This window comes from Corallococcus sp. NCSPR001, assembly GCF_017309135.1.
Lineage (GTDB): Bacteria > Myxococcota > Myxococcia > Myxococcales > Myxococcaceae > Corallococcus.
In genome coordinates this window covers 6,798,760-6,811,760 of sequence record NZ_JAFIMS010000002.1, presented here as the reverse complement: position 1 = coordinate 6,811,760, position 13,001 = coordinate 6,798,760, and the positions used below count along the sequence as shown (strand labels likewise).

The 13,001-nt window shown below is 71.0% G+C and carries 11 protein-coding genes; 7 read left to right on the top strand and 4 right to left on the bottom strand.

Going from position 1 to position 13,001, the window contains the following annotated elements:
* The first annotated feature begins 472 nt into the window (after nt 1–472).
* Together JYJ93_RS29325 and JYJ93_RS29320 are read left to right on the top strand one after the other, a co-directional pair.
* Nucleotides 473–1,285 (top strand): cupin-like domain-containing protein, encoded by an 813-nt coding sequence (locus tag JYJ93_RS29325; protein WP_206797864.1) that lies wholly within the window; start codon nt 473–475, stop codon nt 1,283–1,285.
* Nucleotides 1,282–2,163, top strand: coding sequence for a hypothetical protein (locus tag JYJ93_RS29320; protein WP_206797862.1), 882 nt, complete (start codon nt 1,282–1,284; stop codon nt 2,161–2,163). Before JYJ93_RS29325 ends, JYJ93_RS29320 begins: the two co-directional genes overlap by 4 nt.
* Nucleotides 2,164–2,175: 12 nt before the next feature.
* Here JYJ93_RS29320 and JYJ93_RS29315 read toward each other — a convergent pair whose 3' ends face one another.
* Nucleotides 2,176–4,881: a CHAT domain-containing protein gene (locus tag JYJ93_RS29315; protein WP_206797861.1), complete on the bottom strand. Its 2,706-nt coding sequence runs from the start codon at nt 4,879–4,881 to the stop codon at nt 2,176–2,178.
* Nucleotides 4,882–5,073: 192 nt separating this feature from the next.
* Complete coding sequence (locus JYJ93_RS29310) at nt 5,074–6,738, bottom strand: M14 family metallopeptidase (protein ID WP_206797859.1); 1,665 nt, start codon at nt 6,736–6,738, stop codon at nt 5,074–5,076.
* Between the two features lie 124 nt (nt 6,739–6,862).
* On the opposite strand from JYJ93_RS29310, the gene JYJ93_RS29305 reads away from it, so the two are divergent.
* The 5 genes from JYJ93_RS29305 to JYJ93_RS29285 all read left to right on the top strand — a co-directional run bounded on the left by JYJ93_RS29305 (nt 6,863) and on the right by JYJ93_RS29285 (nt 11,183).
* The gene (locus tag JYJ93_RS29305; RefSeq protein WP_206797857.1) at nt 6,863–7,801 is read left to right on the top strand and encodes a hypothetical protein; all 939 of its coding nucleotides are present in this window, start codon (nt 6,863–6,865) and stop codon (nt 7,799–7,801) included.
* Entirely contained in the window at nt 7,788–8,849 is a 1,062-nt protein-coding gene (locus JYJ93_RS29300; RefSeq protein ID WP_206797855.1) for a hypothetical protein, read from the top strand. Before JYJ93_RS29305 ends, JYJ93_RS29300 begins: the two co-directional genes overlap by 14 nt.
* A 1-nt stretch (nt 8,850) precedes the next feature.
* Nucleotides 8,851–9,807, top strand: a complete 957-nt coding sequence (locus JYJ93_RS29295) for a DUF1152 domain-containing protein (RefSeq protein WP_242543970.1) — start codon at nt 8,851–8,853, stop codon at nt 9,805–9,807.
* Nucleotides 9,808–9,930: 123 nt separating this feature from the next.
* The gene (locus JYJ93_RS29290) at nt 9,931–10,281 is read left to right on the top strand and encodes a hypothetical protein (protein WP_206797853.1); all 351 of its coding nucleotides are present in this window, start codon (nt 9,931–9,933) and stop codon (nt 10,279–10,281) included.
* A 116-nt stretch (nt 10,282–10,397) separates the two neighbouring features.
* The gene (locus tag JYJ93_RS29285) at nt 10,398–11,183 is read left to right on the top strand and encodes a hypothetical protein (protein WP_206797852.1); all 786 of its coding nucleotides are present in this window, start codon (nt 10,398–10,400) and stop codon (nt 11,181–11,183) included.
* Between the two features lie 4 nt (nt 11,184–11,187).
* On the opposite strand, the gene nth is transcribed toward JYJ93_RS29285, so the two are convergent.
* Together nth and JYJ93_RS29275 are read right to left on the bottom strand one after the other, a co-directional pair.
* Nucleotides 11,188–11,823 carry an endonuclease III gene (nth, locus tag JYJ93_RS29280; RefSeq protein ID WP_206797850.1) on the bottom strand — a complete coding sequence of 212 codons (636 nt, stop codon included), beginning with the start codon at nt 11,821–11,823 and terminating at the stop codon, nt 11,188–11,190.
* Nucleotides 11,824–11,833: 10 nt separating this feature from the next.
* Entirely contained in the window at nt 11,834–13,000 is a 1,167-nt protein-coding gene (locus JYJ93_RS29275; RefSeq protein WP_206797848.1) for an iron-containing alcohol dehydrogenase, read from the bottom strand.
* Nucleotide 13,001: the final 1 nt, after the last annotated feature.

The window sequence follows — 13,001 nt, the reverse complement described above, 5'->3', positions numbered from 1 at the left end:
GCTTCAATGGCTTACGTCAGCCGTTGAGGTTTTCGCCCTTCTGCGTTTCAGGAAGGGGCGGTGTGGACGGCGGCGGCGTGGGTGGCGGGGTTTCAGGCGTCCGCTTCCGGCTTGGGTCCTCCTGCGCGGGGTCACACGGGGGATTGGGGTTCGGGACGATCTTGTATGAATTCTCGGGAGGAGTCATGGAGTCCGCTCGGGGTGGATGTAGACGGCCCAAAAGGTTCAGCCCGATTCAAGGGGTCTGGCGATGACGTCTTCCTTTCCCCCTGTATGGAGAACGTGGCTCGCGGAGAACCTTGCGCGTGGGGTGTCTTCCGAGCGGCTCGCGGCCCGTCTGGAGACGGCTGGACTCACGCCAGAGGTTGTCTGGGAAACGATTCGGGCCGCGGAGACACATCCGGCGGTGATACGGGCGCGTGAATTCACGACACGTCTTGGATTGCTTGAATCACTGCTGGAGACACGGTCGGTGTCGCGACGGCAGGCATTGCCCTCGCCCCGCGTGGAGCGGCGGTCGCGGCTGGCTCCAGAAGAATTCTTCAGTGAGTATTATCGGCGCAACCGGCCGGTTGTCATTGAAGGCTTGATGGAGGACTGGCCGGCGCGGACGCGGTGGACGCCCGCGTGGATGGCCGAGCGTTTCGGTGACGAGACGGTGGAGGTGATGGCGGGGCGCGACGCCCAGGAGATGCCGGACCTGCATGCGGACCGCCTGCGCCGGGACGTGCCGCTGCGGGAGTTGCTGGCGCGGTTTGACGGCGCGCCCGCGAACGACATGTATCTGGTGGCTCGAAACAGCCTGCTCTTGCGTGACGCGTTCCGGCCGCTGTTGGACGACCTGCGCGCGCCGGAGGGATACATCCAGCCGGACCTGCGCGAGCCCGACCGCGTGCATCTATGGCTGGGGCCGGCGGGGACGCTGTCCAACCTGCATCATGATCACCTCAACGTCCTGTTCTGCCAGGTGTGGGGACGCAAGCAGGTGTGGCTGGCGCCGTCGTGGGAGACGCCGTGGATGTCCAACGTGCGCGGCTTCTACAGCGCGGTGGACGTGCTGGCGCCGGACCTGGAGCGCTTCCCGGACTTCGCCCGGGTGGCGTTGCACACGGTGGAGGTGGGGCCGGGGGACACGCTCTTCATCCCGGTGGGGTGGTGGCACGCGCTGCGGGCCCTGGAGCCGAGCTTGTCGGTGACGTTCGTGAGCTTCGAGGAGACACCTGGGATGAACACCTGCTGGCGGGAGGGCTGGCTGGGCGCCACGCCTCCGGAGGAGCACCGATGAGAGCTTCGCGCGAAGTGGAGGCGGGGACCTCGCCGCTGACACCCGAGTGGCGGCGGTGGCTGGTGGAGAACCTGGTGCGCGGGGCGTCACCGAAGGAGTTGGTGGCGTCGCTGGAGAAGGCCGGGGTGCCGACGGAGCAGGCTCGGCGGGCGGTGGAGGTGGAGCAGCAGGAGCCCTTCGTCGCGGGCGCGCTGCGGGCGGTGGGCATGCAGCGGAAGCTGGAGGGGCTGCTGGACGTGTACGCGGAGCTGTTCCAGCAGACGGAAGGGCCGCCGCGCGTGGACCGGCATGACGCGCTGACGCCTGAAGCGTTCTTCGAGCGTTACTACTTCGACAACCTGCCCGTGGTGCTGCGGGCGGAGTGGAGCAGGTCTCTGGAACCGGCGGCCTGGAGCCCCGGGAACGTGGCCGCGTTGTTGGGCGAGCGCGAGGCGCGACACGCGTGCTGCGTACCCCTGTTCGAGGACTCGCGGCTGGAGCCGCTGGCCCGGGAGTTGACACCGCTTCGGGGCTTCACGGCGGAGGACGCCCGTGCGTGCGAGCCCCGCCTGTGGTGGGAGCCGCCGGGCGCGGAAGTCCCCCTGCGCGCGGCGCGGCGCAACGTGCTGCTGGCACAGGTGCATGGGGAGCGGCGGCTCCAGCTCATTCCGGCGTTCGAGCTGCGGCGCGTGACGGGGGCTGGCGATGCACCCCTGCGCCTCGATGTGACGCTGTCGCCGGGAGAGTGCGTCTTGGTTCCAGTGGGCTGGTGGTACGGCTTCAGCGCTCCCGAAGGCGGCGTCGCCGTCTCGTTCGAGGCCTTCGCGCTGCCGGAGCCGAACGTGACCTGGGACGCCGAATCGGAGCCCCAGCCTTCGCCTTTGCCTCCTCGCGACTGAGGGACTCGGGCGCTACTGGTACAGCAGCACCTTGTCCACCCAGCGCATGTGGGGCTGCTTCTTGTGCCAGTCGAGGCGCTCGGCTCGCAGGGCCTGGGAGGGCTCCTCGCCGGACTGGATGCGTTCGCGCACGGCGCGGAAGAAGGCGCCCGCGTCGTTGGGGATCTCCGCCGTGGCGGCGAAGACGGCCCTCGCTCCGGAGGCGACGAACGCCTGCGGCAGCGATGACGTCTCATGCAGGATGGGCGGCAGGCGGGCCGCGCTGCATGCGCCCAGCACCACCAGCGGGGCGCCGTGCAGATGCCGGCGGCGCAGCGCCTCCGCGGTGAGCGCATAGTGGCCGTCCTGCTGCGGCGACAGCGCGATGACCGTCGCGTCCGACAGCGCGCGGTCCACCACGCCGTGCGCGTGGATGTCGATGTCCGTGGCCTGCTCCATCGCCTCCAGCACGCGCTCGGGCGTGGCCTGCGCGCCCTTGAGCCGCAGGAGCCGCTGCGCGCCCGCCAGGTCCACGTCCGCCGCCGAGGGCAGCCGCGCCAGCTTCAGCGTCAGGGGCGGCTCCACGTCCGACACCACGACGTGCAGCGGCGGCTTCGCGGGCGACGTCGCGGGGACGCCCGTTCCGACCCGGTAGCTCCAGGCCAGGTCCGCCGGCAGGAGGCCCGCGCGGCTGTCCAGGGGCGGCGCGGCCAGCACCGCCACGCGGGGACAGTCGCGCAGCAGCTCCACCTGTTCGCCGGGCACCAGCCCCGTCAGGTCATCGCGCAGGGGCACCGTGCGCGAGGCTTCATAGTGGCCCTGCACCTGGCCCTGCGGACCGCGCACCACCGTCACCGTGCGCTCCGCCTCCACCGCCGCCGCCAGCACGCAGCCCTCCGGCACCGGCACCTGGAGGCTCTCGGCCACCACCTCCATGGCCTCGCGGAAGGCCCCGGCGTGGCCCGCGCTCACCGCGAGCGTCTGGTAGGCCACCGCCCGGGCGTCGCGCGCATCCGCGTTCACCTTCAAGAGAGGCTCCGCCTCCGCGATGGTCTGCCTCAGCACGCGCTGGCCCTCGCGCCAGTCGCGGTCCACCGCGAAGCGTCCCCGGATGAGCGTGGCCAGCACGCGCCGCCCCGCGTTCTCCCGGAGCGGATTCACCCGGGCGAGCTCCGCCATCAGGCGTGCCTCGTCGGACGGACGGGGCGCCAGCCGCGCCAGGTCCGCGAGGATCCACGCGCCCTGGAGCCCGGGTGTCTGGCCGCACGCCAGCGACTCCTCCAGTTCCTGCCGCGCCTCCTGCGGACGGAAGCGCATCAGCGCCAGCGAGGCCAGGTTGCGGTGCGCCTGCGTGCGCGCCAGACAGTCGTCGGGCTGACGGGCCAGGGACTCGGTGAGGTAGGCGCGCGAGAGTGCCACCCGCACCTGGAAGCGCGTCGCGTTGGCCAGCATCACCAGCGCCTGTCCCTCGCGGTCCCATTCGCCCAGCGCGGCGGCCTCCTGCCACGCGGCCCGCGCGGACTCCTCGCCCTCCACCAGCCGGTTCGACGCGGTCGCGCGGCTGCTCAACCGGATGAGCAGATCCACGCAGCGCAGGGGCAGCCTCTTCGCGCGGCACTCGCCCAGCGCCTCCCGCAGCCTGTCCCCGGCCTGCGTCCCCTGGCCCGACAGGTCGTCCAGCCGCGCGTCTTCCTGCGCCACGCGTGAGAGGATCCAGGGATCCGTCTCGCCCACCGTCAGGGCGCGAAGCTCCTCGTGCGTGCGCGCCACGCCCTGCGCGCGCAAGAGCGCGCCCAGGAGCAGGTCCTTCGCCGTGGGCTCCTGGCGCAGCCGTTCGATGAGGCTCGCGGGGTTGGGGTGCGCGTCCTGGACCAGCTTCGCGTACTCGCGCGCGAGCGGCGCCCGGCGCGCGAAGTCCTGCACCGCCAGCCGCCGCACGGTGTCCCGCAGCACGCTGTCTCCGCCGGCCGCGTGGTCCAGCACCTCCGCGAGCGGCAGCAGGGCCTCCACCTGCCCGGTGCTCTCCGCGGTCGCCAGCAGGTCGTAAAACCCCTCGCGCGCCAGGCCCGGGAAGCGGGCCGCGGCCTCCACCGGCAGGGGCGCCTGGGGCGAGCGCAGCCGGGCCTGGAAGGCCTCACGCGTGGCCTTCCACGCGTCCGCCCGGGCCTGGAACCGGGCGCGCAGCGTCCGCGCCTGCTCGCGCGCCTCGTCGCTCCAGCCGGGCTCGTTCTTCGCGGCCACCGCTTCGAACGTCGTGGCGGCGAGGAGCGTCAGCCCCAGCTCGCGCGCCACCACGGCGCGGTTCCATCGCGCCTGCGGGTGCTCGGGCATGGCCTCCAGCGTGGCGTCCAGCAGGGTCAGGGCCTCGTCGGCGTGGCCGCGCAGGATGGCGACGGCGGCCAGGTCGCTGTCGCGGTCCAGCGAGGGCGACGCGCGCCGCAGGTACGCGAGCGCCTGCTCCGTGTCGCCGTGCAGCAGGTAGCTGACGCCCACGCCGTGCGCGTCACCGCGCTCCTCCAGGCGGGACAGCGCGCCCAGCGGCACGGGCGGGGCCAGCGCGTCCCGCTTGGGAGGCGCATGGGGGCGGTACACGTCCGCGGCGGGGAGGCTCAGCCGCACCTCCAGGGGGCGGTGGGTCGCGTCCGCGCGCCACAGCGCGGGCGTCTCCGGCCCGTCGCCCCGCTGCTTCCAGACGCGCGCGGCGACGAAGCCCAGGGCCATGAAGAGTGCCAGGGCCACGAGTCCCCAGACTCGCGCCACGCCTGTGCGCCCCGGAAGGCGCGTGCCTCGGGGCGTTTGCCACATGCCAGCCATCCGGGGCCTCCCGCGTGCCCCCGCACCATCTCCGCGGGTCCTGCGGGCTCCAGTCTAAAACCAATGCCCCCGGGCAGGACAGACCCGGGGGCAAGGAGGTGTCCGGAGGTGTAACGCCTACTCCACCTTCTGGGGGGCGCGCGTGGACTCCACCAGCCGGTGGATGGGGTACAGCTCGCCCACCTTCAGGCTGTCATCCAGGAACTGCCAGCGGCAGAAGCCGTCGTCCGAGTGCGGCTCCAGCAGGTAGGTGATGAGCGTGCCCGTGCGCTGGTCGGTGCCGACCAGGAGGGTGCCGGCGGGGAAGTCCTGCTCGGAGCGCTCGGAGGCCACGGTGAGGATGGTCTCGAAGCGCACCGGCTTGGGCTTCTGGCTCAAGGGGACCTCGTCCTGGCCCGGGGGCGGCACGTTGGCGGCCACGTCCGGGCTGAAGGTCTCCTCCTTGCGGGCGATGCGGTAGCTGTCCACCTGGAAGCGCTGCGCCTTGGCCAGCTTCTCGTAGCGGATGCCGTGGCCGTCCAGGCGCGCGGCGAGCGACGCGGGCACCAGGTAGCCGGCCGGCGTGCTCACGGCCTGCGTGGGCACGAAGGTGCGGTGGTGCGGCGTCTTGTAGACCTTCTTGCGCTTGCCCGGGTAGCGGCGGTCCTGGATGCTCGCCTCGTCGAACGAGTTGATGACGGCGGTGTCACCGTCCTTCACGTAGGCCGGGTAGTCGAACACCAGCGCGCCGTCCGTGGCGCGCTGCGCGACGCCGTAGTTGATGCCCACCCACTGCCGCACGTCCGGGCTCTGGCCGCGCGCGATGATGGCGGCCTCCTCGAAGTCCGTGACGCGGCGGTACTCCTTCGCGTAGCGGGCCGCGTCGCGGATGAGCTCCAGCACCCACGCGCGGATGACGGCGCAGCGGCGCGGGAAGTCGATGTAGCTGTACGTCTCCAGCAGCACGTCCAGCCGGCCCAGCAGGCCGCGGTAGTGGCTGCCGAAGCGGGGCAGGGCGGGGTAGGTGTGCCAGCCGGAGCGCGGGTCGCCCTCCTTGCGGAAGTTGCCGTACCAGAAGCTGTCGAAGCCGTGCTTCGTCTTCACCGCGGCGGATACGCGCTCGGCCAACTCGCGGTTGTAGTCGCGCGAGGTGTGCAAGAGCTCCGCGTTGCCGTGCGGGATGTCGAAGGTGAGGTCGAACCCGTGGATGCTGCCGTCCGTGGTGTGGCAGTCCACGAAGAGGTGCGGCCACCACGTCTGGTACAGCTTCGCCAGGGCGCGCGTCTCCGGCGCCTCCTGCTTCATGTTGTCGCGGTTGAGGTTCCAGCCCTCGCCCGTGTAGCGCATCCCCACGCCGCCGGGCGGGTTCACCTGGCCCTCCAGGTTCTTCAGGTCCAGCGCGCGGTTGCCCTTGCTGATGCGGTCGTTGCCGTCCGGGTTGAAGTTGGGGACGAAGACGATGCACAGCCGGTCCAGCAGCTTCTTGCCCAGGGACGTCAGCGTGAGGTCTCGCGCGAGCGCCTGGAGGGTCTCCTTGCCCTCCACCTCACCGGCGTGGATGTTGGCCTCCACCATCACGATGAGCTTCTTCTGCTTCTTCGCCAGCTCCGGCGTGAAGCAGTTGCGGTCGCTCAGGATGAGCGACATGAGCGGCTGGCCTTCACCGCTCTGGCCGAAGTCCACGCGCTTCGCGAGCTTGGTCTGGGCACACAGGGCGTCGACGAAGGCGACCACGTCGGCGCTGCGGGACGTTTCCTGGTAGTCGGTGGCTTCCGCGCGGGTGAGCAGCTTGGGAGTGGGCATAGGTGCCGCGCATCCGAGCGCTCCGGCCCTGCCGCGTCAAGCACGCGCGATGGGGGGCCGCCTTGCCGCGCCGTGGCGGTGTCCCATATGAAACCGGCCGCGAAGGCAGCTCGAGGGGTTCAGCATGAGTCGGAGTGATCCGCGGCACGTGTGGGGCGTGCTCCTGGTGGCGTGCGCGACAGTGTGGGCCACGGGGTGCAAGAAGGATCCGCCCGTGGATGCGGCCGTGTCCGTGGACGCGGGCGTGGTGGCCGTGGCCGCCGTGGACGCGGGCATGCCGGATGCGGCGAAGGTTTCGAAGCCCCTGCGCTTCTCGAACGTGGGGCTCCGGCGCGTGGCGGACGGCGACGTGAACGTGACCTACACGCTCACCAACCCGGGCACGGCGCAGGCGCGGGGGAAGGTGTGCCTGATGCTGCTCGACGCGCAGGAACTGGCCATCGAGGTCCGGCGGCTGGGGAGCATCACCGTGAAGGGCGGGTCGGAGGACACGTTCGAGGACAAGACGAACGTGGACGACCTGCGGTGGAACCAGGTCCGCTCCTTGAGGCTCTTCACGACGGCGTCCGACGACTATTGCTCCGACACTCCTCTCAAGCCGGCCAGTGAGCCCTTCCGGATGCTCCCGACGGGAGCATCCGCGCCCGCGAACCTTCCGCTGCCAGCTCCGCCGCCGGTTTCGACTCCGGAGGACTTCGAGGTGTCCGGCCTCCAGTTGCGCCAGGCCGGAACTCCGGAGGGCCCCTCCCTCACCTTCACGGTGAAGAACGTGAGTGGCCACCGGGCCTCGGGGTCGGGGTGCCTGCGGGCCTATGCGAAAGAGGGCTCACGCGCTTTGGAGGAGGTCGATGTCGGGGTGTTCGACCTGGCCCCGAAGGCTGCGTCGACCCAGACGGTCGCCGTCGAATTTCATCGCGCCAGACATTGGGAGGAGGCGACGGTGCTGCGCTACTTCGTGGGCCCCTATGGCTGCGTGTTGTCGGAAGGCGCGGGCGGCCCGGGCCATCCCGTCAACCTCCCGGCGAAGGCTGGTGGTGAAGAGGTGCCTCATGATGCGGAGTGACTGGCGGGTGCGGACCCTGTGCGCGTGGCTCGTGGGGAGCGCGGCGCTGTGGGGGGCGGGCTGCAAGAAGGAACAGCCCCAGGCGGGTGCACTGCCCGACGCGGGGGGCTTGGAAACGAAGCCGGTGGCGAAGGTGGCGAAGCCGCTGAGGTTCTCCGGCGTGACGCTCAAGCGGGACCCGTCCTTCGTGAACGTCACGTACACGCTCACCAACCCCGGGACGGCGCAGGCACGTGGGGAGGCCTGCCTGGCGCTGCTCGACGAGATGGGCTTCGTCACCCATGAGCGGAACCTGGGAAGCATCACCGTGAAGGGCGGCACGGACGACGTCTTCGAAGACCGCGTCTACCTGCCGGAGGAGCACTGGGATTCGGTCCTGACGGTGCTGTTGTTCACGGTCAATGGGATGCGCTGCGAGGGGGCCGACTTCCAGGCGGCCAGCGAGCCGTTGCGGCTGCGTGCCTCGGGTGAGCCCGCCGCCGCGGACGCGCCGGCACCCAAACGGCCAGGAAAGCTGGAGCCGGGAGAAATCGAGCTGTCCGGCGTCTCTCTTCGACAGGGCGCCGAAGCCGACGAGTACGTCCTCGAATACACGCTGAAGAACGTGAGCAGGCGGCGCATCAATGCCCAGGCGTGCATCCAGGGATATGGCGCGGACGAGGACGTGAGCGAGGACCGGGCCTCCGTGTTGGCGGACGACCTGAGCATGCGCAGCCTGGCGGCCGGGGCGACGAAGACCTTCACCGACAGGATTGAGCTCGTGGACAGCCTGCGCTGGGACGAGGTGGTGGCGCTGGACCTCTTCCTCGATGCGCGGGGGTGTGAGTCGAAGCCGGAGACGGCGCCAGTCCGCCTGCGGTTCGAGAAGGCCGCGGGCCTCGATGCTTCCGATGAGGAAGAGTCACAGCCGGATGAGTTCGACGTCTCCGACCCCGATGCGGAGACGACGGAGGAGGATGAGACGGGGATGGACTCGAGCGACGCCTACGACCCCGGAGAGGAGTTCCCTCCGGAGCCGGCGCCTTCGGATGAAGAGACGGCGGACTGACATGTCCATGGACCTGGCCACATCTCCTCTGTTCGAACGGCTCCAGCGCGCGGACCACGTGCTCCTCGCGGGCGCGGGCGGCGGCTTCGACATCTACTGCGGCCTGCCGCTGTATTTCCGGCTGCGCGAGATGGGCAAGCGCGTGTCGCTGGCGAACCTGAGCTTCACGGTCCTGGACCGCGTGGACGGACGCGTCGTGGCTCCGGGGCTGGTGGAGGTCCGCGCGGAGACGCAGGGGCCGGCGCACTACTTCCCGGAAGGCGTGCTCGCCCGATGGTTCCAGGCGCGAGGCGAGTCCGTCTCCATCTACTGCTTCGACAAGGTCGGGGTCGCGCCATTGAGCGCGGCCTGGGCGGCGTTGCAGACGGAGCTGGGCTTCGACACGGTGGTGCTGGTGGACGGCGGCACGGACATCCTCATGCGCGGGGACGAGGCCGGGCTGGGCACACCCGAGGAGGACATCTCCAGCCTGGCGGCGGTGGACTCGCTGACGCTGCGGGACAAGCTCATCGTCTGCTTGGGCTTCGGCGTGGATGCGTTCCACGGCATCTGTCACGCGCACTACCTGGAAGCCGTCGCGGACCTGAGCCGGCGCGGGGCCTACCTGGGCGTCACCGCGCTGCTGCCGGGGATGCCGGAGGTGGACCGCTACCGCGAAGCGGTCATGTTCTCCTCCGAGGAGATGGCCCGGCGCCCGAGCATCGTGTCGCTGTCCGTGGTCGGTGCCATCGACGGTGACTACGGCGACCAGCACCGCACGTCGCGGACACAGGGCAGCAAGCTGTTCATCAACCCGCTGATGAGCATGTACTGGGCGTTCGACCTGGACGCGGTCGCCAGACGCTGCCTGTACCTGGAACAGCTGCGGGACACGACCACGAGCTGGGAGGTGAGCGCGCGCATCGAGACCTTCCGCGCGCGGCATCCCTCGAAGCCCTGGACGGACATCCCCGTCTAGGGCCGGGGGCTGACAGGCAAGCGGCGCCCCGAGCCCTCCTGGGAGGGAAGCCGGGCCTTCGCTGGGGGGCAGGCGTGCCTACGTTTCACCCCAGAGGGCCGGGACCCTCGGGGAGACACCACCATGTGGACACGCACCTTCAATGGGCTCGTCGTGCTGGGTGTGATTGGAACCGTGAGCTTCGCGGCCGGCTGCAATGAGCGCCAGCAGCAGGCCGTCAACGAGAACGCCCGTCAGGCCGGCCAGGAGGTAGGCGAGGCCGCCAGGGACGTCCAGCACGGCGCCAGCCGGGCCGCGGAGAGCCTCAGCGAGTCCAGCCGCGAGGCCGCCGACGGCTTCCGGGAAGGCGTGGGCGGCTCGGGCGACACGACTTCCGAGGAACAGAAGGCCGACGAGCGCAGCGGGGACGGGCCGGACATCGGCCGCAACCCGGGCGTCATCCATGACGGGGAAGGGCCGCTGGAAGAACGCTGAAAGACGCAACGTGACAGACACGCCGCGCGGCCCGGCGGTGTGTTTGAATGTGGACCATGGTTGCGGCCCCAGCCCTCCGTGGTCCTCTTCAGTCCCTGCTCCGTATGGCGTGCCTGTTGCCGTGCCTGCTGACGGTGGCGTGCGTGACGACGAGCGAGGCGACGCGCGCCCCTACGTTGGAGGAGAAGTGCAACGGCGGGAGCGCCTGGGCCTGCGAGACCTGGGCGAAGCAGCTCCAGGTGGACCACCGGATGGAGGAGGCGGACCGGGCCTTCGGGATCGCGTGCGCGATGGGGTCCACCTCCGCCTGCCTGTCGCAGGGCAAGGACCGGCTGGCGCGGGGCGACCTGGACGGGGCGGAGCAGCCCCTGCACAAGGCCTACGAGGAAGAGTCGGAGGAGGCCACGCTGGCGCTCGCGGACCTCCAGGACGCGCGCGGCGACGTGGCCGGTGCGGCGCACCTGCGCTACGAGGCGCTGTCCATCGACAAGTCGACGACGGAGTTCGCGCTGGGCTGGCGCGTCCCTTTCGACGGCGGGATCGGACTGGCGCTGGACGTGAACGTGCAGCCCATGGGGCTCAAGGCCCGGCGGTTGACCCTGGGCCTCAACGTGAGCGCGGACCCGAGGCGGGCGTCGCTGAACGCCACCGTGGGCTACCAGCACTTCGTGACGACCTGGTTCGCCCCTTATGTCCGGTCGCTGGTGGGGCCCTACCTGGATGTGGAGCGCTCGCGGCGCCTCCCCATCAATCTGGGCGCGGAGGTGGGCATGAAGTTCTTCGCCGGGCCCCTGGGCCACCTGGGCACCGGCTTTGGCACCTCGCTGGACGGCTCCACCTACTACTTCCTCCAGGCCGGCCTGGACTGGGTGCTGACGCTGGCGGTGCTCGCGCACCTGTGAGGGCTCAGGCGACGCCGAGCTTCGGGCACACGTCGTTGAGCAGGCACTCCGCGCATTTGGGCTTCTTGGCCACGCAGGTGTAGCGGCCGTGCAGCACCACGGCGGGGCCGAAGAAGGTCCAGTCGTCCTTGGGCACCAGCTTCATCAGGTCCGTCTCGATGGCCTCTGGCTTCTCCTGCTTCGTCAGGCCCAGGCGCTGGCTGACGCGGGCCACGTGCGTGTCCACGATGACGCCGGAGGCCTGGTTGAAGGCGGTGTTGAGCACGACGTTGGCCGTCTTGCGCGCCACGCCGGGCAGCTCCACCAGGGCCTCCATGCGGTCGGGCACCTCGCCCTTGTGGGCGTCCAGCAGCGCGCGGCTCATGGCCTGCACCGTCTTGGTCTTCTGCTTGAAGAAGCCGGTGGGCTTGAGGTCCTCCTCCAGCTCCGCGGTGTCCGCGTCCGCGAGCGCCTGGGGACCGTCGTACTTCTTCCAGAGCTCGGCGGTGACGCGGTTGACGCGCTCGTCGGTGCACTGCGCGGCGAGGATGGTGGCCACCAGCAGTTCGAAGGGCGTGTTCCAGTTCAGCTCGTACTTCGCGTCGGGATACTTCTCGCGGAGGCGTTCGAGCACCACGGGGACGAGGGCGGCGGGTTTCATGGGTGGGTCCTCACATCGACCGTTCGACGAGCGCCGTCAACTCCGCGTCCGTGAGCGGGAGCGGATTGCCCTTCATGCTGCTGGCGGCGCGGGCCTTGGTGACGAGCCCGGGGATGGCCGCGTCGGTGAGGCCCATGTCGCGCAGGCCCCGGATGCGCACGGCGTGGACCAGGTCCTTCACCCAGGTGAGGCCGTCCTCGGCGCGGGCGTTGGACTGGCCGGTGAGCAGCACCGCCAGCTCGCGGAAGCGGGGCAGGGAGGGGTGATCCGGAGCGCGTGAGCGCAGCGCCTCCAGGTTCAGCTCCAGCGTGGCGCCGAGCAGCGCGGCGCACAGCGCGCCATGGGCCGCGCCGAGCATCCCGCCCAGCGGCGCCGCGAAGCCATGCACCGCGCCCAGGCCCGCGTTGGCGAGGCACAGGCCGCCGAAGAGGCTGGCGATGGCCAGGTCCTCGCGCTCCGCCGGGCCGGGGCCGTGCAGCACGGCCTTGCGCAGCGAGCGCGCCGAGCGCTGCATGCCTTCGCGCGCGAGCGCGTCCGTGAGCGGCTGGGCGCGGATGGACAGGAACGGTTCGATGAGCTGCGACAGCGCGTCCAGCCCACCCGCCGCGAGCACCTCCGCGGGCGCATGCTCCAGCAGGTCCGGGTCCACCAGGGCGACGCGGGGGAGCATCATCGGGCTGCGCAGGCTGGCCTTCACACCGGCCTCCTTCGAGCCCAGCACCGCGTTGCGCGTCACCTCCGAGCCGGTGCCCGCCGTGGTCGGCACGGCCACGAACGGCAGGGACGGCTTCGTCAGCGCCTGCCCACGGCCGATGACCTCAAGGTAGTCCAGCGGGTCGCCCCCGTTGGCGGCGAGCGCGGCGATGGCCTTGCCCGCGTCGAGCGCGCTGCCACCGCCGATGGCGACCACCGCGTCACAGCCGGAGTCCACGGCGGCGGCGGTGCCTTCGCGCGCGAGCTCGACGGTGGGCTCGCCCGGCACGCGGAAGGATGCGGAAGGGATGCCCAGCCGTTCGAGCCCCGCGCGGACGGGTTCTGCGCGGGCGGGGTTCGTGCCGGTGACGAGCAGGACCTTCCGCCCGCCGAGGCCTCTCACGAGGTCGGGGACTTCCTGGAGGCGGCCCGGGCCGAAGAGGACGCGGGTGGCGGTGGCGAACTCGAAGGGGGCGGTGGGCATG